This is a genomic window from Rhodococcus sp. Z13_19A (assembly GCF_058133575.1).
Window position 1 is genome coordinate 487,894 of the sequence record NZ_JBYUNN010000002.1, and the last position, 20,663, is coordinate 508,556.

At 73.0% G+C, this 20,663-nt stretch carries 20 protein-coding genes; 10 read left to right on the forward strand and 10 right to left on the reverse strand.

The features are described from left to right. Window positions 1–23 precede the first annotated feature (23 nt). Entirely contained in the window at window positions 24–1,568 is a 1,545-nt protein-coding gene (locus AC3YNX_RS08975) for a leucyl aminopeptidase family protein (protein ID WP_489995254.1), read from the forward strand. On the opposite strand, the gene AC3YNX_RS08980 is transcribed toward AC3YNX_RS08975, so the two are convergent. Beyond that, the gene (locus AC3YNX_RS08980) at window positions 1,550–2,884 is read right to left on the reverse strand and encodes a VOC family protein (RefSeq protein WP_489995255.1); all 1,335 of its coding nucleotides are present in this window, start codon (window positions 2,882–2,884) and stop codon (window positions 1,550–1,552) included. The two genes, AC3YNX_RS08975 and AC3YNX_RS08980, sit on opposite strands and share 19 nt — an antisense overlap. Continuing rightward, window positions 2,877–3,428 (reverse strand): RNA polymerase sigma factor, encoded by a 552-nt coding sequence (locus AC3YNX_RS08985; protein ID WP_489995256.1) that lies wholly within the window; start codon window positions 3,426–3,428, stop codon window positions 2,877–2,879. Before AC3YNX_RS08985 ends, AC3YNX_RS08980 begins: the two co-directional genes overlap by 8 nt. Before the next feature lie 113 nt (window positions 3,429–3,541). On the opposite strand from AC3YNX_RS08985, the gene AC3YNX_RS08990 reads away from it, so the two are divergent. Then, window positions 3,542–4,792: an MFS transporter gene (locus AC3YNX_RS08990; RefSeq protein WP_127782273.1), complete on the forward strand. Its 1,251-nt coding sequence runs from the start codon at window positions 3,542–3,544 to the stop codon at window positions 4,790–4,792. After that, complete coding sequence (locus AC3YNX_RS08995; protein WP_489995257.1) at window positions 4,782–5,657, forward strand: putative RNA methyltransferase; 876 nt, start codon at window positions 4,782–4,784, stop codon at window positions 5,655–5,657. The genes AC3YNX_RS08990 and AC3YNX_RS08995 overlap by 11 nt, the downstream gene beginning before the upstream one ends. On the opposite strand, the gene glgA is transcribed toward AC3YNX_RS08995, so the two are convergent. Further along, window positions 5,654–6,829 (reverse strand): glycogen synthase, encoded by a 1,176-nt coding sequence (glgA, locus tag AC3YNX_RS09000; protein WP_489995258.1) that lies wholly within the window; start codon window positions 6,827–6,829, stop codon window positions 5,654–5,656. The genes AC3YNX_RS08995 and glgA overlap by 4 nt on opposite strands. Before the next feature lie 95 nt (window positions 6,830–6,924). Between glgA and glgC the strand changes: the two genes are divergently transcribed. Continuing rightward, complete coding sequence (gene glgC / locus AC3YNX_RS09005; RefSeq protein WP_127782275.1) at window positions 6,925–8,148, forward strand: glucose-1-phosphate adenylyltransferase; 1,224 nt, start codon at window positions 6,925–6,927, stop codon at window positions 8,146–8,148. 78 nt (window positions 8,149–8,226) lie between these two features. On the opposite strand, the gene AC3YNX_RS09010 is transcribed toward glgC, so the two are convergent. Then, window positions 8,227–8,877 carry an O-methyltransferase gene (locus AC3YNX_RS09010; RefSeq protein WP_489995259.1) on the reverse strand — a complete coding sequence of 217 codons (651 nt, stop codon included), beginning with the start codon at window positions 8,875–8,877 and terminating at the stop codon, window positions 8,227–8,229. A 238-nt stretch (window positions 8,878–9,115) separates the two neighbouring features. On the opposite strand from AC3YNX_RS09010, the gene sigE reads away from it, so the two are divergent. The 4 genes from sigE to tatB all read left to right on the forward strand — a co-directional run bounded on the left by sigE (window position 9,116) and on the right by tatB (window position 12,572). Continuing rightward, window positions 9,116–9,745, forward strand: a complete 630-nt coding sequence (gene sigE, locus AC3YNX_RS09015) for an RNA polymerase sigma factor SigE (RefSeq protein ID WP_127782276.1) — start codon at window positions 9,116–9,118, stop codon at window positions 9,743–9,745. Between the two features lie 89 nt (window positions 9,746–9,834). Then, entirely contained in the window at window positions 9,835–10,494 is a 660-nt protein-coding gene (locus AC3YNX_RS09020) for an anti-sigma factor family protein (RefSeq protein ID WP_489995260.1), read from the forward strand. A gap of 91 nt (window positions 10,495–10,585) precedes the next feature. Beyond that, the gene (locus AC3YNX_RS09025) at window positions 10,586–12,094 is read left to right on the forward strand and encodes a trypsin-like peptidase domain-containing protein (protein WP_127782278.1); all 1,509 of its coding nucleotides are present in this window, start codon (window positions 10,586–10,588) and stop codon (window positions 12,092–12,094) included. A 25-nt stretch (window positions 12,095–12,119) separates the two neighbouring features. Next, window positions 12,120–12,572: a Sec-independent protein translocase protein TatB gene (gene tatB, locus AC3YNX_RS09030; protein WP_127782279.1), complete on the forward strand. Its 453-nt coding sequence runs from the start codon at window positions 12,120–12,122 to the stop codon at window positions 12,570–12,572. Between the two features lie 73 nt (window positions 12,573–12,645). On the opposite strand, the gene AC3YNX_RS09035 is transcribed toward tatB, so the two are convergent. Genes AC3YNX_RS09035 through AC3YNX_RS09060 form a run of 6 tightly spaced genes read right to left on the reverse strand, consistent with a single transcriptional unit; the run spans window position 12,646 to window position 18,483 of the window. Then, window positions 12,646–13,788 carry an Mrp/NBP35 family ATP-binding protein gene (locus AC3YNX_RS09035; RefSeq protein WP_489995261.1) on the reverse strand — a complete coding sequence of 381 codons (1,143 nt, stop codon included), beginning with the start codon at window positions 13,786–13,788 and terminating at the stop codon, window positions 12,646–12,648. A gap of 29 nt (window positions 13,789–13,817) precedes the next feature. Continuing rightward, window positions 13,818–14,336 carry a DUF1003 domain-containing protein gene (locus AC3YNX_RS09040; RefSeq protein WP_127782281.1) on the reverse strand — a complete coding sequence of 173 codons (519 nt, stop codon included), beginning with the start codon at window positions 14,334–14,336 and terminating at the stop codon, window positions 13,818–13,820. After that, window positions 14,329–15,627: a magnesium transporter MgtE N-terminal domain-containing protein gene (locus tag AC3YNX_RS09045; RefSeq protein ID WP_127782282.1), complete on the reverse strand. Its 1,299-nt coding sequence runs from the start codon at window positions 15,625–15,627 to the stop codon at window positions 14,329–14,331. The genes AC3YNX_RS09040 and AC3YNX_RS09045 overlap by 8 nt, the downstream gene beginning before the upstream one ends. 42 nt (window positions 15,628–15,669) lie before the next feature. After that, the gene (locus AC3YNX_RS09050) at window positions 15,670–16,029 is read right to left on the reverse strand and encodes a hypothetical protein (RefSeq protein WP_489995262.1); all 360 of its coding nucleotides are present in this window, start codon (window positions 16,027–16,029) and stop codon (window positions 15,670–15,672) included. A gap of 13 nt (window positions 16,030–16,042) precedes the next feature. Next, window positions 16,043–16,564 carry a DUF4190 domain-containing protein gene (locus AC3YNX_RS09055; protein WP_489995263.1) on the reverse strand — a complete coding sequence of 174 codons (522 nt, stop codon included), beginning with the start codon at window positions 16,562–16,564 and terminating at the stop codon, window positions 16,043–16,045. A gap of 50 nt (window positions 16,565–16,614) precedes the next feature. Then, on the reverse strand, window positions 16,615–18,483 hold the full coding sequence (locus tag AC3YNX_RS09060; protein WP_489995264.1) for a vWA domain-containing protein: 1,869 nt from the start codon (window positions 18,481–18,483) through the stop codon (window positions 16,615–16,617). A 180-nt stretch (window positions 18,484–18,663) separates the two neighbouring features. Here AC3YNX_RS09060 and AC3YNX_RS09065 point away from each other — a divergent pair, with 180 nt between their 5' ends. Together AC3YNX_RS09065 and AC3YNX_RS09070 are read left to right on the forward strand one after the other, a co-directional pair. Next, window positions 18,664–19,221: a Dps family protein gene (locus AC3YNX_RS09065; RefSeq protein ID WP_127782287.1), complete on the forward strand. Its 558-nt coding sequence runs from the start codon at window positions 18,664–18,666 to the stop codon at window positions 19,219–19,221. A gap of 215 nt (window positions 19,222–19,436) precedes the next feature. Continuing rightward, the gene (locus AC3YNX_RS09070) at window positions 19,437–20,636 is read left to right on the forward strand and encodes an acyl-CoA dehydrogenase family protein (RefSeq protein WP_127782288.1); all 1,200 of its coding nucleotides are present in this window, start codon (window positions 19,437–19,439) and stop codon (window positions 20,634–20,636) included. The last annotated feature ends 27 nt before the right edge of the window (window positions 20,637–20,663 follow it).

Here is a 20,663-nt window from a genome sequence, read left to right on the forward strand (position 1 = left end):
CTCCGGTGAAAGGTCGTGCAGCAGTGCCTCCCAGCGTCCATCCCCGTGTGCCCACCGACCTGGTCCAGGTGGAGCTGGTCGGCGCCGCCGAGGACGGGGTGCCCCAGGTGGTCACCTGCACTCCCGGCGACGCGGGCACGGTCGTGGTGGGCGAGGGTGGCGACCTGCCGCGGCAGGACTCGACGGTGCTGGCGCAGCTGGGCTTCACCGCCGACGCCGGCGCCACCCAGGTGGTGGCCCTGCCCGGAGCCGACACCGACCACTTCTGGCTGCTCGGCACCGGCGACGCCGACGAGCGGGCCTGGCGCACGGCGGGGGCCCGGCTGGTGCGGGCGGTCGACGACCGCCTCGCCCGCACCGGCAGCGCCGGGCACGGCGCGGCGCTGCAGCTGTGGCTTCCCCCCACCGTCGACCCGCAGCAGGTGAGCGCGCTGGTCACCGGCCTGGTGCTCGGCAGCCACCAGCTGCGCGTCACCGGCAGCGACCAGGGGCCGCGGCTGGGCTCGGTCGCCCTCATCACCACCGCCACCTACGAGCTGCGCGACGCCGTGCGCCTGGGCTCGGTGCTGGGCCGGGCCACTGCCCTGGCCCGCGACCTGGCCGGGATGCCCTCGGACGTGAAGAGCCCGCAGTGGCTGGCGGAGACCGCGGAGCGGGCGTGCACCGAGGTGAGCGGGTTGCAGGCCATCGTCCGCGACGAGCAGTGGTTGGCCGACAACGGCTTCGGTGGAGTGCTCGCCGTCGGTGGTGGGTCCTCGCGCCCGCCGCGGCTGCTGGAGCTGAGCTGGCAGCCGGCTGGTGCCACCACCCACGTGGTGCTGGTGGGCAAGGGCATCACCTTCGACACCGGTGGCATCTCCATCAAGCCCGCCGAGGGCATGCACCTGATGAAGACGGACATGTCCGGTGGCGCTGCGGTGATCGCGGCCCTGCGCGCAGTGGCCGAGCTGGAGCTGCCCATCCGGGTGAGTGGGCTGGTGCCCTGCGCGGAGAACCACGTCTCGGGCTCGGCCTACCGTCCTGGCGACGTGGTCACCCACTACGGCGGGCGCACCACCGAGGTGAGCAACACCGATGCGGAGGGCCGCATGGTGCTGGCCGATGCGCTGGCCTACGCCGTGGACACGCTCAGCCCCGACGCGATGGTGGACGTTGCCACGCTCACCGGCGCCATGAAGGTGGCGCTCGGGCTGCGCACCGGCGGGCTGTTCGCCACCACCGACGAGCTGGCCCAGCAGATCAGCACGGCCGGCGCCCGGGTGGGGGAGCAGTGGTGGCGGATGCCGCTGCTGGCCGACCACGCCGAGGCGGTGGTGAGCGACATCGCCGACCTGCGACAGGGTCCGCCTGGGCCGGGTGGCATCACCGCGGCGCTGTTCCTGCGAGAGTTCACCGGCGGGCTGCCGTGGGCGCACCTGGACATCGCCGGCCCGGCGCGCGCGGAGCAGGGTTACGACGAGGTGGCACCGGTGGCCACTGGCTTCGCCGCGCGCACCCTGGTGGAGCTGGTGCGGGCCATGGCGCCGACCGCCAGTCGCCCGCGGCTGCTTCAGACGTCGCCCAGGTAGAACCGCCCACCCTGGTCGTCCAGGCACTCCGCGGTGACGCCGTAGGGCTGGCGCTCGGGGCCGGCGACCACCGTTCCTCCGGCGGCGCGCACCCGGTCCACCGCGGCCGGCACGTCCACGGCCTTCCACATGGGCACCGTGGTGCCGTCCCCGCCGCCTGCCATCCCGGCCATGGGGTGCACGCCCACCGGTTCCCAGCCGTCCGGCGCCTGACCAGGGACGAGCGTCCAGCCGAGCACCCTGCGGTAGAAGTCCCGCACCGGCGCGGAGCTCCCGCGTGGCCGGAAGGTGACGTAGCAGAGGTCTCCGGTGACGGTGCCGGTCAACGGTGGGCGATCCTCGCGCGAGGACTGCTCCTGCACGGCGAACGGGGTGCCCTGCACGTCGGTGCACCGGGCCACCAGCCCACCCGGGGTGTGCTCGGGGGCCTCGGCCGTGCCGCCGGCGGCACGGACCGTGCGCACGGCGACCTGCACGTCGTCCACGGCGAAGCAGCAGTACAGGGTGCTGGTGTCGTGGCCGCCCTCCACCTCGTGCGCTCGGGTCACGTTGCGCACCCGCGGGGCGGTGGCGGAGAAGCTCCAGCCCAGGACGGCGCGGTAGAACCGCTCCGCCCGCTCGGCGTCGGGCGTGCGCCAGGTGGCGGCGACGATGTCGCCCTGGTGCACCGGCTCGGTGGGGGAGCGACGGGTGGGGACCGGGGCGCTGAGCATCCACCGGTGGCCGAACGGGTCCACCAGCACGGCGCCGCGCCGGCCGTGGTTGTCGCTGGGCGGGCGCTCGAGCGTGGCGCCGGCCCGCAGGGCGCGGGCCAGGGCCGCGTCGGCGTCGGCCACCGGGAGCATCAGGCTCACCGACGTCGCACCGGCCTGCGGAGCGCGCAGGCCCAGCTCCGGGTACTCCTCGGCCAGGTAGACGACGCCGCCGCCCATGGCCAGCTCGCTGTGGCCGATGCGGCCGTCGGGCATGCGGATGGGCTCGCCGACCAGTCGGGCACCGAACGCCTCGACGTAGAAGTCGATGGCCTGCTGGGCGCCGCTCACGGTGAGGTACGGCAGCGCACCGGGGCGGGGAAAGCCCTCGGCGCGCCGGTCCAGCGACGGCTCCAGCATCTCCTCCACGCGGGGGTCGGGGGACAGGTCGAGATCGGACGAGTCGGACATGGTGGCTCCTTGCGGGCGGGCGAGGGCAGCGGCGACGCGGTCGCGCAGCGCGGTGGCGAAGTCCGGGTCGGGGGACAGCGCGTCGATCGGGGTGGCCAGGGCGTCGAACGGGTCGGCTCCGCTGCTGCGGTCCGGGCGGCGTGGGTCAGGCACGGGGTCCCTCCTCTCCGGTGGCAGCGGCGGGATAGGCAGCGCGAAAGGCCCGGCGGGCACGGACCAGCAGCGCCTCGGTGGCGTGCACGGTGCGGTCGAGGACGGCGGCGCACTGCTGCACGGGGAGGTCGTCCACGTAGCGGAGAGTGAGCGCAGCCTGGTGCGCGGGGCTCAGCCCCCGCAGGGTCTGCGGGGCGAGCAGGCGGTCCAGCTGGGCGTCCCAGGGGTCGTCGGTCAGGTCCTCGGCCAGGTCCACCGTGGTGCTCTGCTGGTGCTCGCGCAGGCGCTGCTGCCTGCGCCAGTGGTCGGCGAGCTTGTGCCGGGCCACGCCGATCAGCCACGCCTGCGTCAGCGGGGCCGGCGCACCGGAAGGCTTGCGGGTGGCCTCCACCGCGGCGAGGAACGTCTCCGAGGTGAGGTCCTCGGCCAGGCCCCGCTGCCCGCAGCGCGACACCAGGTAGCCGTAGACGTGGGGCAGCGCCTCGTCGTAGAGCGCCAGCAGGGCCGTGCCCGCTGCCGTCGACGCACCTGTGCCGCCACCCATGCCCTGATAGTCGTCCCGGACGGCCAGGTTCCGACACCCCGGAGCGCTGTTTTCTGCCCTGCCCCCAAGGTGCTGAGGTGGACTAACGAGTTGGGGGCTCCTACCGTGCAGGCATGACGTCGACGCTGGGCCGCGGGACCGACCTCCCGGACCCCGTCGAGGCGGGCACCGGCGACTACCGGCGCATCTCCCTGGCCCTCTTCCTGGCGGGCGTGGCCACCTTCGGCCTGCTCTACGACACCCAGGCCGTGCTGCCCCAGCTCGGCGCGGACCTCGCGCTCTCGCCCACCCAGGCCAGCCTCAGCGTCTCCGTCGCCACCGGCGCCCTGGCGCTGGCGGTGCTGCCGCTGGCCACGCTGTCGGAGGCGGTGGGCCGGCGCCGCACCATGCTGCTGGCGCTGGGGGTGGCCGCGGTGGTCGGCGTGCTGCTGCCGCTGGCCCCCAGCTTCGGCACGCTGCTGGGCATGCGAGCCGTGCAGGGCGTGGCGCTCGCCGGGCTGCCGGCCACGGCGATGGCCTACCTGGGCGAGGAGATGTCCGCCAGGGCGCTGGGCGGGGCGATGGGCCTCTACATCGCGGGCAACAGCATCGGCGGCATGACGGGGCGCCTGGTGTCCGGACTGGTCGCGGACGTGAGCACCTGGCGGGTGGGGCTGGCGGCCAACGCCGCGGTCGCGGTGGTCTGCACGGTGGCCATCGTGGTGCTGCTGCCCGCCTCGCGGCGCTTCCGGCCGCAGCCGTTGCGGCTGCGGCCGCTGCTCGGCGGGGTGGGGGCCGCGCTCGCCGACCCCGCGCTGCGCTGGATGTACGCCGTCGCCGCCCTGCTCATGGGCACCTTCGTCGGGGTCTACAACTACCTCGGCTTCCGGCTCACCGACGAGCCCTTCGACGTGGCGCCGGCCCTGGTGGCGCTGCTGTTCCTGGCCTACGCCGTCGGCTCGCTCACCGCCCCGCTGGCCGGGCGGATGACCGTGCGCCTGGGCCGCCCCGCGGTGCTGGCGGGGTGGATCGTGGTGACCCTGCTGGGCGTGCTCCTCATGCTGGTGGCGGCGCTGCCCGCGGTGCTGGTGGGGCTGGTGCTGATGACCGGCGGGTTCTTCGCCGCGCACGCCACCGCCAGCGGCTGGGTGGCCGCCCGGGCGCAGGGGCGGGCCCGGGCCCAGGCGTCGGGGCTGTACCTGTGCGCCTACTACGCGGGCTCGAGCGTCGGCGGCTGGGCGGTGGGGGTGCCCTTCACCGACCACGGCTGGACCGCGCTGACGGTGGTGGTGCTCGGCTTCCTGGTTTTGGCGCTGGCGTGCGTGGGGGCGGCGGCCCGACTGGTGCGGCCACGGCCGGTGAGAGACTGGGCCGGTGCTCCCTGACGTCGTTGCCGTGCTCGCCTGTCCGCACTGCACGCAATCCCTGGAGCAGGTGGGGCCGGCGCTGCGCTGCCCGGCCGGGCACAGCTTCGACCTCGCCCGCCAGGGCTACGTGGCCCTGCTGACCGGTGGGGGCCAGGCCGCCACCGGCGACAGCGCCGCGATGGTCGCCGCCCGCGCTCGCTTCCTCGACGCCGGGCACTACCAGCCGATCATGGACGCCGTGGCCGGCGAGGTGGCACGGGTGCAGCAGCGCCACCCCGGTGGCTGCGTGCTCGACGTCGGGGCGGGCACCGGGCACTACCTGGCCGCGGCGCTGGAGCAGGCGCCGGCGGCCTGCGGGGTGGCGGTGGACGCCTCCAAGGCGGCCGCGAAGGTGGCGGCTCGGGCGCACCCGCGGGCCGGCTCGGTGCTGGCCGACGCCTGGCGCCAGCTGCCCGTGGCCGACGCCGCGGTGTCGGTGGCGCTGACGGTGTTCGCCCCGCGCAGCGCCGGCGAGCTGCACCGCGCGCTCACCGACGACGGGTCGCTGGTGGTGGTCACCCCCACCCCGAACCACCTGGCCGAGCTGGTGGGTCCGCTGGGGCTGCTGCACGTGGACGAGCGCAAGCCGGAGCGGCTGGAGCAGGCGATGCAGGGCTACTTCGCCCGGCGCCGGCACACCATGCTCGAGTTCACGATGACGCTGCGCCACCAGGACGTGCAGGACCTGGTGGGCATGGGGCCGTCGGCCTTCCACACCAGCGCCGCGGAGCTGGCGGAGCGGGTGGCGGGGCTGGAGGACCCGCTGACCGTCACCGCGTCCACCGTGGTCTCCGTGTACCAGCCGCTGGTGCGGGTGGGCAGCGCCGCCCCGCAGCACGGCTAGGGGTTGGGAGCTAGGGGCTGCTGCAGCACAGTCCGGTACACGGCCAGGGTCTGCTCGGCGATGGACGTCCAGGAGAACTCGGCGATGGCCCGCTCGCGGCCGGCCGCACCCATCCTGGCCGCACGGGCGGGGTCGGCGACCAGCTCGTTCACCGCCGCGGCCAGGTCGCGGCGGAACGCCTCCGGGTCGGCGGCGTCGTGGTGCACCAGCAGGCCGGTGCGCCCGTCGTCGACCACCTCGGGGATGCCGCCCACGTCGGAGGCCACCACCGCGGTGCCACAGGCCATCGCCTCCAGGTTCACGATGCCCAGCGGCTCGTACACCGAGGGACAGACGAACACCGTGGCCGCTGCCAGCAGCTCGCGCACGTCGCCGGCGGGCAGCATCTCCCGCACCCAGAACACCCCGCTGCGGGTGGCGGACAGCTCGGTGACGGCCTGCTCGATCTCGGTGGCCAGCTCAGGGGTGTCCGGTGCGCCGGCGCAGAGCACCAGCTGGGCGTCGGGGTGCAGGTGGTGGGCGGCCGCCACCAGGTGGCCCACGCCCTTCTGCCGGGTGATGCGGCCGACGAACACCACCACCGGCCGGTCCGGGTCCACGCCCAGGCGCTCGAGCACCTCGGTGCCCGCGCCAGGGTGGTACGCCTCGGTGTCGATGCCGTTGCGCACCACGTGCACCCGTTCCGGCGCCAGGGACGGGTAGCAGGCGAGCACGTCCGCGCGCATGCCCTCACTCACGGCGATCACGGCGTCGGCGTGCTCCATGGCGGTGCGCTCCACCCAGGAGGAGACGCGGTAGCCGCCACCGAGCTGCTCGGCCTTCCACGGGCGGCGCGGCTCCAGGGAGTGCGCGGTGAGCACGTGCGGCACCCCGTGCAGGAGCGCCGAGAGGTGGCCGGCCATGCCGGTGTACCAGGTGTGGGAGTGCACCAGGTCGGCTCCCGCCACGGCGTTGACGATGGAGAGGTCCGCCGACAGGGTGGCCAGGGCGGGGTTGGCGCCGGCCAGCTCGGGCGCAGGGGAGTGCGCGACGGCCCCAGGGCGTGGGGCCCCGATGCAGTGCACGTCCACCTCGCACAGCGCCCGGAGCTGGGTCACCAGCTCGGTGACGTGCACGCCGGCCCCGCCGTACACCTCGGGCGGGTACTCCTTGGTCAACACAGCTACTCGCACACCACGAACCGTATCGTCTCGCCGCCGAGACGCCACGCCGCACCGTGGGTGGACGCCGTGTGGCTCGAAGCGGGCGGAACGGCTAGATTTGCGCTGTGCGTAGTCAGCCGAACGTGCTCGGGATCGTCCTTGCGGGTGGTGAGGGCAAGCGTCTCTACCCCCTCACTGCAGATCGGGCCAAGCCCGCGGTGCCGTTCGGGGGTGCCTACCGACTGATCGACTTCGTGCTCTCCAACATGGTGAACGCCGGCTACACCCGGATCTGCGTGCTCACGCAGTACAAGTCGCACTCGTTGGACCGGCACATCGCCCAGACCTGGCGGCTGTCCGGTCTCACCGGTGAGTACATCGCCCCGGTCCCTGCCCAGCAGCGCCTCGGGCCGCGCTGGTACACCGGCAGCGCCGACGCCATCTACCAGTCCTGGAACCTGGTGGACGACGAGCGCCCGGAGCACGTGGTGGTGTTCGGCGCCGACCACGTCTACCGGATGGATCCCGAGCAGATGGTGGCGCGCCACATCGAGTCCGGCGCCGGCGTCACCGTGGCGGGCATCAGGGTGCCGCGCAGCGAGGCCCACGCCTTCGGCTGCATCGACGCCGACGCCGACGGCAAGATCACCCGCTTCCTGGAGAAGCCGGTGGACCCGCCGGGGACCGCCGACGACCCGGACGTCACCTTCGCCTCCATGGGCAACTACGTGTTCTCCACCGAGGTGCTGCTCAAGGCCATCCACGCCGACGCCGGCCAGGACGGCTCCGACCACGACATGGGCGGGGACATCATCCCGGCCCTGGTGGAGGCGGGCCTCGCCCACGTCTACGACTTCGCCGACAACGTGGTTCCCGGCGCCACCGAGCGCGACCGCGGCTACTGGCGCGACGTGGGGACGGTGGACGCCTTCTACGACGCGCACATGGACCTGGTGTCGGTGCACCCGGTGTTCAACCTCTACAACCAGCGCTGGCCGATCCGCTCGGCCACGGACATGCGGCCCCCCGCCAAGTTCGTGCACGGTGGCCTGGCCCAGGAGTCCATCGTGGGTGCCGGCAGCATCATCTCCGGTGCGACCGTGCGCAACTCGGTGCTCAGCTCGGACGTGGTGGTCAGCGAGGGCGCCAGCGTGGACGGCAGCGTGCTGATGCCCGGCGTGCGGATCGGCCGGGGCGCGGTGGTGCGCAACGCGATCCTGGACAAGAACGTGGTGGTCGACCCGGGCGTGATCATCGGGGTGGACCACGAGCACGACAGGCAGCGCTACACCGTCAGCCCCGGCGGCATCGTGGTGGTGGGCAAGGGCTTGCGCGTCGACCACGGCTGAACGACCACGGCTGAACGACGACGGCTGAGCGCGCCCCGTGGGTGCGCTCAGCCGTGGTCGGAAGCGGGGTGGAGCCGGCTAGCTGGTGAGCATCGCGGCCTGCAGGCCCTCGCCCACGGGCAGCAGGACCGAGACGAAGCGGTCGTCCTCGGCGATCAGGCGCTCTGTCTCGCGCAGGGCCACGGTGGCCGGGTCACGCTGGGCCGGGTCGGCGATGCGGCCCCCGGCCAGCGAGCCGTGCAGCACCACCACGCCGCCCGGACGGAGCAGGCGGGTCGCCTCGGCCAGGTAGCGCGGGTGGTCGGCCGGAGCGGCGTCCACGAACACCAGGTCGTAGCCGCCGTCGGTGAGGCGCGGCAGCACCTCGAGCGCGCGACCGTTGATCAGCCGGAAGCGGTGCGAGGGCAAGCCGGCGTCGCTGAACGCCCGGCGCGCGGCGCGCTGGTGCTCCGGCTCGATGTCGATGGTGGTGAGCACGCCGTCGGGGCGCATGCCGCGCAGCAGCCACAGCCCGCTGACCCCGGTTCCGGTGCCGACCTCCACCACGGTGCGGGCCGCCATGACGCTGGCGAGGAAGGACAAGGTGGCGCCTGCCGAGGCTGTCACGGGCTTGGCGCCAAGGTCCTCGGCGCGCTCCCGGGCCGAGTGCAGCACCTCGTCCTCCACGACGGAGCTCTCCACGTGGGCAAAGGTGCGCTCGGCTGGGTTCGGTGGCACGCTAGAAGTCACCTAGCGAGGTTATCGTCACGGTGCGGTCAAGAGGTGTAGGCGCGCTGTCATCGCCACTCTCAGGTGTCGCACAGGTGGTTCTCATCGTCGTCTCACCCGGAGCGGGAATGCTCGAGGCTTCGACGCAGGCATGAGGCGAACCGGTCGAGCGGAACAGCGCGAACCTCATGTGTGTTGAACAGAACGCCTGGTGTCCACGACACGGCCCCAGGCACTGACCGGAGGCAGCCACCACCACATGACACCCGCCAGCGAACGCCGCCAGGACCTCCCGTCCACTGACAGCTCGCCGGCTGCGACCGCCCACGTTGCCGGCTTCAGCCCCGAGGACACCGAGTGGGTCCTGCCCACCTGGGACGAGGTGGTGCGCGACCACGCCGACCGGGTTTACCGGCTGGCCTACCGGCTCTCGGGCAACCAGCACGATGCGGAGGACCTCACCCAGGAGACCTTCATCCGGGTGTTCCGCTCGCTGTCCAGCTTCCAGCCGGGCACGTTCGAGGGCTGGCTGCACCGCATCACCACCAACCTCTTCCTGGACATGGTCCGCCGCCGCAACCGCGTGCGCATGGAGGCCCTCCCGGAGGACTACGACCGGGTTCCCGGCGACGAGCCCAGCCCCGAGCAGGCGTTCGCCTCCGCCCACTTCGACTCCGACCTGCAGGAGGCGCTGGACGCCCTCCCGCCCGAGTTCCGGGCCGCCGTGGTGCTCTGTGACATCGAAGGGTTGTCATACGAGGAGATTGGGGCAACGCTGGGGGTGAAGATGGGGACGGTGCGCAGCCGGATCCACCGGGGCCGGCAAGCGCTGCGGGCCGCCCTGGAGCGCAAGGGCAGGATGGGCGCGTACTCGGCAGCCGCCGGTTGAGCGTGGCTCCGCTCGGCCCGGGCACGGGGTCGTGAGAGCACCGAGCACGACCAGAGAAGCAGCGAGAGACAGCACTGAGGAGGTTGCGGATGAGCCAGGACGCCCCCGGCTCTCGCGGCGCGAGCCGCTTGCGCAGCGCATGGGCCTCCGCCGGCCGATCCTCGACCGAGCACCTCGCCTCCGAGGCCGTCGTGGCCTACGTCGACGGCGAGCTGACCATGACCGCTCACCAGCGTGCCGCTGCCCACCTGGGCACGTGCCCGGAGTGCGCGGCCGAGGTGGACGGCCAGCAGCGTGCGCGCTCAGCGGTGCGCTCCGCCGCCCCGCTGGCGGTGCCGGCCGGGCTGCAGAGCCTGCTGTGCGGGATACCGCAGAGCCAGCAGCGCACCCGTCCCCAGCAGGTCGCCCAGCGCCAGGTTCCCCAGCGCCAGGTTCCCCAGCGCCAGGTTCCCCAGCAGCAGGTCACCCGAGAGCGCAGCCCTGGTCGGCGCAGCACCCCCCCGCCGCGCCGCAGCAACCGGGGCGCGGTTCCGCTGGCCGTGGCCACGGTGTCCGCGCTGGCGGTGGGCGCGCTCACCATGGTGGTGACTTCTCCTGCTGCCGGACCCCGCAGCGCGCCGACCCCGCGGGCCAGCAGCTCGCCGACCGTGGTGGGCGCGACCCTGCAGTCGGCCAAGGTCCCCGCACGCGCGATCGGCGCCAGCGTCAGCGCCACCTCCTGGGCAGGGCAGACGCGGACTTCACCGTAGGTCGGGCAGGCTAGCCCCCTATCCTGGCTGCCACGGGACTCTGCAAGGGCGCCCGGACGCCGTCGACACCGATGAGGGGTATCCGCCGAACATGACCGAACCGGGCGTGAGCTCCCCTCGTGCGGGCGAGCGCGGTCCCGAGGGGAGCCAGCCGCCGCGCCTCCAGCCGCGCCGCGTGCAGCGTCCCCCGATCGACCCGCAGCAGGCCCAGGTCTTCGGCCGCCCCCACGGCGTGGCTGGTTCCTTCGCTGGCGCCGCCCAGCGCCGTCGCGACCCGCGGATGGTGTCCGCCCCGCCGCCTGACCCGGCGCTGGCCCAGGCGTTCGGCCGTCCCCCCGGCGCGCAGGCGAGCCTGCAGCGCGGGGCCCCGGAGACCGTCGGGCCCACCGAGCTGGCGGAGAGCGACCCCTGGCGCGACGCCCGCTCCGGTGCGCGCCCCGGGCCACCGGCTCTTGGCGAGGACACCGAGCCGGAGGCCGAACCTGGCCCGCCCACGGCGAAGCTGGGTGCCCGTGAGCTGCTGCTGGGCTCCCGGGTCCGCCCGAGCGCCCTGGCCGCGCTCGTGGTCCTGGCGCTGGCGGTGGGAGCGATCGGCGGCCTCGTCGGGCGCGGCACCGCCGACGTCACCTCCGCGCTCACCGACGCCAACGTCACCCTGGCCCAGGTCGACGACGGCGCGGCACCGCCGGCCAACGGAGTGGCGGCGACGGCTGCCGCCGTGCTGCCCTCGGTGGTGTCGGTGGAGGTCCGTGCCGGGGACACCGGTGGCAGCGGGTCCGGCGTGGTCATCGACGGCGGCGGCTACATCGTCACCAACAACCACGTCATCTCCCAGGCGGCCACCAACCCCTCCGGGGCCACCCTGGACGTGGTGTTCTCCGACGGAACCCGGCAGCGGGCGCAGATCGTCGGTCGCGACACCAAGACCGACCTGGCCGTGCTGCGCGCCACCACCCCCAACCTCACGGTGGCGCAGCTGGGCCGCTCCAACCAGCTCAACGTCGGCGACCCGGTGATCGCCATCGGCTCTCCGCTGGGCCTGGCCGGCACCGTCACCACCGGCATCATCAGCGCCAAGCAGCGTCCGGTGCGGTTGTCCGGCGACGGCACCGACACTGACGCGGTGATCGACGCGCTGCAGACCGACGCCGCCATCAACCCCGGCAACTCTGGCGGTCCGCTGGTGGACTACGAGGGTCGGGTGGTGGGGATCAACTCCGCCATCCGGACCTCCGGCGGGGACTCCGGTGGTTCCATCGGCCTGGGCTTCGCCATCCCCGTGGACCAGGTGACGGCCGTGGCTCAGGAGATCATCCGCACCGGCTCGATGCGCCACCCCACCATCGGGGTGAACGTCCGCTCGGTGACCGACGGCTCCACCGACGGGGCCGCGGTGGCCAACGTGCAGGACGGCAGCGCCGCCGCGCGGGCCGGGCTGGCCGAGGGCGACGTCATCGTCCAGGTGGGCGACCGCACCATCGCCGGCGCCGAGGAGCTCACCGTGGCCATCCAGGAGCGGACCATCGGCGAGCCGGTGCCCCTGCGCGTGGTGCGGGCCGGTCGCACCATCGACATCCAGGTCACTCCGGACTCCGACTGAGCCCCTCGGGCCGTAGGCTGGGCCCGTGTTCGGAAACATCGGCTGGGCCGAGTTCGCCGTCCTGGCGGTCGCAGGCCTGTTCATCCTCGGCCCGGAGCGCCTGCCGTCGGCGGCAGCCTGGCTGGCCCGCACCCTCAAGCAGGTCCGCGAGTACGCCACCGGTGCGCGTGACCAGCTCAAGGACGAGCTGGGCCCGGAGTTCGACGATCTGCGCAAGCCGCTGGCCGACCTGCAGGAGCTGCGCAACCTCAACCCCCGCACCGCCATCACCAAGCACCTCTTCGACGGCGACGAGTCGTTCCTGTTCGGGCCGAGCTCCCCGGCCGGTCAGGTCACCGAGGCCGTGCAGGACGCCCGGGGCGCGGTGGACATGACCAAGCCCGGCGCAGACCTGACCAAGACCCGGGTGAACCCGGAGACCCGCCCCGCGCCGCTGGCCAGGGACGAGCGGCCGCCCTACGACGCCGACGCCACCTGAGCCCACGCACGAGGCGCGGCTCAGGTGGCGCGGGGCTGGCTGGCCAGCAGCGTGCCGGCGGGACGCGCTGGTGTCAGGCGCTGCGGGACGGGCTCACGTTCAGCGACATCCCGGCCAGCCCACGGGCCCGGCGGGACAGCTTGTCCGCCACCGACTGGAGCGCGATCGCGGCGGGGGAGTCCGGCGCGCTGAGCACGATGGGCACTCCGGCGTCGCCGGCCTCACGCACCCGGGTCTCCAGCGGGATCTGACCCAGCAGCGGGACGTCGGCACCCACGGCCTGGGTGAGCCGCTCGGCCACCGCGGCGCCGCCGCCGGAGCCGAAGACGTCCATCCGGGTGCCGTCGGGCAGCTCCAGCCACGACATGTTCTCCACCACGCCGGCCAGGCGCTGGCGGGTCTGCAGCGCGATGGCGCCGGCTCGCTCGGCCACCTCGGCGGCAGCCTGCTGCGGGGTGGTGACCACCAGGATCTCCGCCCCCGGGATGAGCTGGGCCACCGAGATGGCCACGTCACCGGTGCCCGGCGGCAGGTCCAGCAGCAGCACGTCCAGGTCACCCCAGAACACGTCGGCCAGGAACTGCTGCAGCGCGCGGTGCAGCATGGGTCCGCGCCACACCACCGGGGCGTTGCCCGGGGTGAACTGGGCGATGGAGATCAGCTTCACCCCGTGCGACTGCGGGGGCATGATCATCTTCTCCACCTGGGTGGGCGCGGCGTCGGTGCCCATCATGCGGGGGATGGAGTGGCCGTAGATGTCGGCGTCCAGCACGCCCACGGACAGGCCCTTGGCGGCCATCGCCGCAGCCAGGTTCACCGTCACGCTGGACTTGCCCACGCCGCCCTTGCCGGAGGCCACCGCGTAGACCCGGGTGAGCGAGCCCGGCTGGGCGAACGGGATCACCGGGTCGGCGGAGTCGCCGCGCAGGTTCTTGCGCAGCTCGGTGCGCTGGGCGTCGTCCATCACCGACAGCTCCACGTTCACCGCGCCCACGCCAGGGACGTCGGCGACCGCGGTGGTCACCCGATCGATGATCTCGCTGCGCATGGGGCAGCCGGCGACGGTGAGGTACACGCCCACGTCGACCCGTCCCTCGGGGCCGATCACGATGTCCTTGACCATGCCCAGCTCGGTGATGGGCTTGCGGATCTCGGGGTCGTTCACACGGGAGAGCGCGGTACGGATGGCGTCTTCACTGGGTTCCACTGGCGCCATGGTAGGGGGACGCGCCGAACCCGCCGCGCTCAGGCCCGCTCGCCCTGTGGTGCCGTGGCCGTGCCGGCGTCCAGGTCGTGCTCGACGAGCAACGTCTTGAGGTCCTCCAGCTCGCGCCGCAGGTAGTCGCGGGTGGCCACCTCGCCGATGGCGATGCGCAGCGCGGCGATCTCCCGGGCCAGGAACTCGGTGTCGGCCTTCGTCTGCGCCGCGCGCAGCCGGTCCTCCTCGAGCGAGACCCGGTCCCGGTTCTCCTGCCGGTTCTGGGCCAGCAGGATCAGCGGGGCGGCGTAGGCGGCCTGGGTGGAGAAGGCCAGGTTCAGCAGGATGAACGGGTACGGGTCGAACCGCCAGGCCACGGCGACGACGTTGATGGTGATCCACACGATCACCACGGCGGTCTGGATGGCCAGGTAGCGGCCGGTGCCCAGGAAGCGGGCGAAGCGCTCACCGACCTGGCCGACGGAGTCGGGGTCGACGTTGAGCTGGAAGCGCCGGCTGCCGCGCGGCGTGCCCAGGCGCTGGCGGGCGGCGGAGGTGTCAGGCATGGCGAGCTCCCTCCGCGTTCAGGTCGGGCCGGGTCAGGTGGGTCTCGGTGAGGCGCCAGTCCTCCGGCAGCAGGTGGTCGAGCAGGTCGTCCACCGCCACCGCGCCCAGCATGTGGTTCTCCTCGTCCACCACCGGGCCGCACACCAGGTTGTAGGTGGCGAAGAAGCGGGTGACCTCCGACAGCGTGGAGGTGGGCGAGAGGGTGGGCAGGCCGGTGTCCAGCACCCCGCTCACCAGGTTGGCCGGCGGTTCCCGGAGCAGGCGCTGCAGGTGCACGCACCCGAGGTAGCGGCCGGTGGGCGTGGCCGTGGGCGGGCGCACCACGAAGATGATGCTGGCCAGGGCGGGGGTGAGGTCGGGGTTGCGGGCCCGGGCGAGCGCCTCGGCCACCGTGGCGTTGGGCGTGAGCACCAGCGGCTGCGGAGTCATCATGCCGCCGGCGGTGTCGGGGGAGTGCTGCAGCAGCCGGCGCACCGGCTCGGACTCCTCGGGGTCCATCAGGCCCAGCAGCGCCTCGGCCTCGCTGTCGGGCAGCTCGCCCAGCAGGTCGGCGGCGTCGTCGGGGTCCATCGCCTCCAGCACGTCGGCGGCGCGCTCCAGCTTGAGGTGCATGAGCAGCTCGGTCTGGTCCTTCTCCGGCAGCTCCTGCACCACGTCGGCCAGGCGCTCGTCGTCGAAGGCCTCGGCGACCTCCATGCGCCGCTTGGTGGGCAGCTCGCGCAGCGCGTGCGCCACGTCGGCGGCGCGCATGTCCTGGAACTGGGCCATCAGGTGGTCGGTGTTCTGCCCCGGCTGCGCCAGGGCCTTGCGGGTGAGCCCCTCCACCTCGTCGAAGCTGACCACGGTCACCGCGCCACGGCGGCCCAGCCGGGCCCGGCGCGGGCGCACCGCCACCTTGCTCACCACCCAGTCCCGGGTGCGGGTGGCCTCGATGGCGACGTCGGTGACCACCACGTCGCCGGTGAGCTCGGGGGACTCCGCCTGCACCGGGGAGTCGAGCACCTGGGCCAGCACCAGCACCTCGGTGGGCCGCTGGACGAAGCGGCGCAGGCTGACGTTGCCGGTGTTGAGGTTGATGGAGGTGGGCTCGATCGCGGTGACCCGCAGCATCGGCACGAAGATGCGTCGTCGGGTGGCCAGCTCGACCACCAGCCCCAGCACGCGCGGCTGCTCCCGGGAGATGCGCATGGTGATCACCACGTCACGCACGCGGCCGACGGTCTCCCCGTCGGGGCCCAGCACGGGCAGCCCAGCCATCCGGGCGACGAAGACCTTGCTCACGGCTGCCATGCGGCCAGGTTATCGCCTGGTCCCCGCACGCCAGGGACCCGCTCAGGCGAGCTGGAGCTGAAACACCTCGTGCCAGTGGGCCACCCCGTTGCGCCGGGCGGTGCGCAGCGCCGTGGCGGCGGCGGCGTCGGGCTCGATGCGCCGGGCGGTGCAGGAGATCTCGGCCAGGCGGCTGCGGGTGCCGGGAGCGGCCACCACCACCTGCACCTCAGCACCGTCGACCAGGCCGGGGACCTGCTGCTCGGTGCCGCCGGTGGCGACCAGCAGCGACCCCGCCAGCGGCGGGCGGGCGAACCACACGCCCCAGACCAGCCGGCTGGGGTGGCCCTGGGGCTGCACCCACACCGCCGCGGCCTTGCGCAGCGCGGCGTCGAGCTGAGGCTTGGAGACGGTCGCGGTCACCGGGGCAGGCCGTCTAGTAGGTGGAGCTGTCGGAGGCGGCCATGGCGACGAGGATGATGAACCCGGCGAACAGCACCCAGAGCGCGGTGACCGACCAGCCGATGATGATGCCGGCGAGCGCCATGCCCCGTCCCTCCTCGCCGGTGCGCTTCATCTGGCTCATGGCCACGTGGCCGAGGATTGCTCCGACGAACGACAGCAGCCCCCCCGTCACCGGGAGGGCGGCCAGCGCGGTGACCAGCGCGGCGATGGCCATCCCGTTGGTACGGGCGGCTTGCGGGTAGCCGGGGTACTGCTGGCCGTAGGGCTCAGCGCCGTACTGCCCGTACTGCTGGCCGTACTGCTGGCCGTGCTCCTGCCCGTAGGCAGGCTGGGCGTACTCCTGCTGTCCGTAACCGGGCTGGGCGTAGGGCTGCTGCTCCGGGTAGCCCCCGCCGGCGTAGGGGTCCTGCCCGCCACCCGCATAGGGGTCCTGGCGGGGCGCCTTGGCGAAGGGATCGCTGGGCGGGGTGTCGTCGCCGCGTGGGGTGCTCATCGGTCCAGTTCAGCAGTTCCGGGCGGAGCGCGTCTAGTCGTCGGGGTCAATCAGTACGGCTGTCCGGGACCCTGGTGGCCGGCGGCGGCGGACCGGCGCACGAGGACCACGACGAGGGCCACCGCTGCTGCCCCCAGCAGGATGACGCCGAGTGCGACCCACAACCACGGGCTGGTGCCCGAGTCGGGCTCGGCGGGGGCGGCCTCCGGGGTGGCCGCGACCGGCTCCGCGGTGGGCGTGGGGGTGGCGGTGACGGGCGCGGTGAAGGCGGCGGTGCTGGCCTCCACCCGGATCGGGTACTCCAGGTCGCTCACCGGCAGCTTGCCGGTGCAGGAGGAGCCCTGGGCGAGGGTGACGGTGAGGTAGTAGGTGCCGGGCGCGGCGATGCTGCTGGAGTCAGACTTGGTCTCCCCCACGGCCTCGTTGCTGGAGGTGACGCTCTCCGCCGCGGCGGGCTTGCGACCGTCGAAGCTGAAGACGTCGGTGTCCACCCGGTCGCCGCGGCCGTTGACGAGCTGGACGGTGCCGGCGCCCGTGCAGGCGTTGTCCACGGCGGAGGGGTCGCCACCCACCAGCACCAGCCCGCGCAGGCGCTGGCCCTTGGCCACGTCGACGGCGTACCAGGCGGTCTCGCCGAAGCGGAGGGTGTCGCGGACCGGGGTCGCGGGGCTCAGCCTGGGCGCGTTGGTGGACGCGCTGCCGGCCACCAGCGGGGTGGCGGGGGCGGGCGAGGCGGCGCTGAGGCCCTTGACGCTCACCTGGAGCTGGTAGTCGCGCTGGGGCAGCGGAGGCTGGCCGCCGGAGCAGGTCTGCCGGGTGAGCTCGACCTTGAGGTACCAGGTGCCGGCGACGTGGTTGGGGTACGAGGCGTCCTTGCTCAGCGGGGGCACCGCGTTGGTGCGCTCGCCGAGGTTGTTCACCGCGGTCACCGACTGCCGGCCGTCGAAGGACTTGGACGCGTTGTCCACCGTGCTCGCGCTGGGGCTGAGGATGGCACTGGTCAGCTCGCCCTTGCAGGACTTGTCCGCCACCGTCGCGGGCTGGTCGTTGCCCAGGGTGGTGGAGGTCTCCGGGCGGTCGTCCACGGCGGTGGGCAGGGCGTAGTACTTGGTCTGGCCCGGTGCGATGGTGTCCCGCACGGCGCTGCCGTCGGTGGGCAGGAACGGCGCGTCCACGGGGCTGGCGCCACCGCCGGCAGCGGCGCCCGCGGCGTTGAAGCCCCGCAGGGCGCGCTGGGAGGAGCTGGTCAGGGCCGCGGCGAGCTGGCCAGCGTCGGCGGCGTCGCGGTACTCGCCGCCGGTGGCGCCGGCGATGCACTGCAGCTGGCCGCGAGCCGGGTCGCCGGCGGGCAGGTTGAAGCCGATGGCCTCCACGGTCACCGGCACGCCGTCGGCGCTGAGCTGCCTGGCCACCTCGCAGGGGTCCGGGGGAGCGCAGGTGTCCAGCCCGTCGGAGACCAGCACGATGGTGCGGGGACCGGTGCTCGGCAGGTCCTTGGCGCCCTGCTGCAGGGCCAGCCCGATGGGCGTCCACCCGCTGGGCTGCACGCTGCCCAGCGCGGCGTTGATCGCAGCGGGGTTCACCGGGCCCACCGGCACCAGCAGCCTGCTGTCCTGGCAGCCCGCGGCCTTGTTGGACTCCTCGCTGCCCACCGTCGAGCCGTACACCCGCAGGCCCACCTGCGAGCCGGCCGGCAGCGCGGCCACGGTGCTGCTCACCGCGGTGCGCGCCTGCTCGATGAGGGCGGCGCCGCCCTGGCCGGGCGCGGCCATCGATCCGGAGACGTCCAGCACGACGAGCGCGGCGGGGCCGGTAGCGCCCTGTGCCCCGGCCGGCGGGGCCACGGTCAGCTGGCCCAGCGTCGAGGTGAGCAGGGCGGCCAGGACGAGACCGAGTGGACCGCGCAACCGTGAACGCATCGTGCTCCCTGGGTATCAGCGAGAGTTGATGAACCCGATCGTCTGGCCACAGCGGAACCACGCATTTCGGGCGTCGCGATCTTTGCACACCGGCGCGGCCTTGTCCCGCCTCATCTGCGAAGATGCGTTCGGCCGTCGACTCCTCCGGCGCGCGTCGTGGCGAAGAAGTATGGTGCAGGCATGGCCAATTCACTTCATTACACAGTTCCCGGAATGAACCCAGAGGACGGCGCGACGGTGGCCGCGACCCTCCAGAAGCGGCTCTACGCACTCAACGACCTGCACCTGACCCTCAAGCACGTGCACTGGAACGTGGTGGGCCCGCAGTTCATCGCCGTGCACGAGATGCTCGACCCCCAGGTCGAGGCGGTCCGTGCGATGGCCGACGCGGTCGCGGAGCGCATCGCGACCCTGGGCGCCTCGCCCAACGGCACCCCGGGCGCGCTGGTGCGCGACCGCACCTGGGACGACTACTCCGTCAACCGTGCGGGCTCCATCGCCCACCTCGGTGCCCTGGACGTGGTCTACACCGGCGTCATCGGTGACCACCGCAAGGCGATGGAGGAGGTCGGCGAGCTGGACCCGGTGACCGAGGACCTGCTCACCGGCCAGTCCGGCGAGCTGGAGCTCTTCCACTGGTTCATCCGCGCCCACCTGGAGAGCGCCGGCGGCGAGCTGTCCACCGACGGTGCGAGCAGCGAGGCCGAGGCGGCCAAGGACGCAGCCGACGCGGTCTGACCTGGGCGACAAGGCTTTTCCGCACGCCACCCGTGGCGTGCTCGTGAGGGGGTGTGCATCAGCACACCCCCTCGCGGCGTTGTGGGTGCAGCCGCCATACTGGCGAGTAACTTGTACGGGACCCGGTGTGCAGCCGGCGCTCCGACACGTTCGCCGGCAACCCGTCGCAGCGCTCACCACGCTGCGGCGTCCGACCCCTTGGAAAGGTGTTCTCTATGGCACGGCTCGCCCAGACTGCGGACCTCACGGAGATCCAGCAGGAGATCCTCTCCACCGTCCGTGACTTCGTGGACAAGGAGATCATTCCCCGTGCCCAGGAGCTCGAGCACTCCGACACCTACCCGCAGGAGATCGTGGACGGGATGAAGGAGATGGGGCTGTTCGGCCTCATGATCCCGGAGGAGTACGGCGGCCTCGGCGAGTCGCTGCTGACCTACGTGCTGGTGGTCGAGGAGATCGCCCGGGGCTGGATGAGCGTCTCCGGCGTCATCAACACCCACTTCATCGTCGCCTACATGCTGATCCACCACGGCACGCCGGAGCAGAAGGAGTACTACCTGCCCCGAATGGCCACCGGCGAGGTCCGCGGCGCGTTCTCCATGTCCGAGCCGGGCCTGGGCTCCGACGTCGCCGCCATTCGCACCAAGGCCACCAAGAACGCTGATGGTGACTACACCATCAACGGCGCCAAGATGTGGCTGACCAACGGTGGCTCCTCCACCCTGATCGCCGCGCTGGTGAAGACCGACGAGGGTGCGGACAAGCCGTACAAGAACCTCACCACCTTCCTCATCGAGAAGCCCTCCGGTTTCGGCGAGGTGAAGCCGGGTCTCACCATTCCCGGCAAGCTCGAGAAGATGGGCTACAAGGGCGTGGACACCACCGAGCTGGTGTTCGACGGCTACCAGGCCAAGGCCAGCGACATCCTGGGCGGCGTGCCCGGCAAGGGCTTCGGCCACATGATGGACGGCGTCGAGGTCGGTCGCGTGAACGTGGCGGCCCGGGCCTGCGGCATCTCCATCCGCGCCTTCGAGCTGGCCGTGGCCTACGCCCAGCAGCGCGAGACCTTCGGCAAGCCCATCGCCCAGCACCAGGCCATCGCCTTCCAGCTGGCCGAGATGGCCACCAAGGTGGAGGCCGCGCACCTGATGATGGTGAACGCCGCGCGGCTGAAGGACACCGGCAAGCGCAACGACGTCGAGGCCGGCATGGCCAAGATGCTCGCCAGCGAGTACTGCGCCGAGGTCACCACCCAGAGCTTCCGCATCCACGGCGGCTACGGCTACTCCAAGGAGTACGAGATCGAGCGCCTCATGCGCGAGGCGCCGTTCCTGCTCATCGGTGAGGGCACCAGCGAGATCCAGAAGACGATCATCAGTCGGGGTCTGCTGAAGGAGTACGCGCAGCGGCGCTGATCCGAACGACGAACCGGGCACGAAACG

Bases quoted from the DNA above. Each gene is read 5' to 3' on its own strand.
- AC3YNX_RS09035 (WP_489995261.1), bottom strand. From the start codon at position 13,788: ATGGCGCCAGTGGAACCCAGTGAAGACGCCATCCGTACCGCGCTCTCC.
- AC3YNX_RS08990 (WP_127782273.1), top strand. From the start codon at position 3,542: ATGACGTCGACGCTGGGCCGCGGGACCGACCTCCCGGACCCCGTCGAG.
- AC3YNX_RS09070 (WP_127782288.1), top strand. From the start codon at position 19,437: ATGGCACGGCTCGCCCAGACTGCGGACCTCACGGAGATCCAGCAGGAG.
- AC3YNX_RS09020 (WP_489995260.1), top strand. From the start codon at position 9,835: ATGAGCCAGGACGCCCCCGGCTCTCGCGGCGCGAGCCGCTTGCGCAGC.
- AC3YNX_RS09055 (WP_489995263.1), bottom strand. From the start codon at position 16,564: ATGAGCACCCCACGCGGCGACGACACCCCGCCCAGCGATCCCTTCGCC.
- AC3YNX_RS09040 (WP_127782281.1), bottom strand. From the start codon at position 14,336: ATGCCTGACACCTCCGCCGCCCGCCAGCGCCTGGGCACGCCGCGCGGC.
- AC3YNX_RS09065 (WP_127782287.1), top strand. From the start codon at position 18,664: ATGGCCAATTCACTTCATTACACAGTTCCCGGAATGAACCCAGAGGAC.
- sigE (WP_127782276.1), top strand. From the start codon at position 9,116: ATGACACCCGCCAGCGAACGCCGCCAGGACCTCCCGTCCACTGACAGC.
- AC3YNX_RS08985 (WP_489995256.1), bottom strand. From the start codon at position 3,428: ATGGGTGGCGGCACAGGTGCGTCGACGGCAGCGGGCACGGCCCTGCTG.
- AC3YNX_RS09025 (WP_127782278.1), top strand. From the start codon at position 10,586: ATGACCGAACCGGGCGTGAGCTCCCCTCGTGCGGGCGAGCGCGGTCCC.
- AC3YNX_RS09045 (WP_127782282.1), bottom strand. From the start codon at position 15,627: ATGGCAGCCGTGAGCAAGGTCTTCGTCGCCCGGATGGCTGGGCTGCCC.
- AC3YNX_RS09060 (WP_489995264.1), bottom strand. From the start codon at position 18,483: ATGCGTTCACGGTTGCGCGGTCCACTCGGTCTCGTCCTGGCCGCCCTG.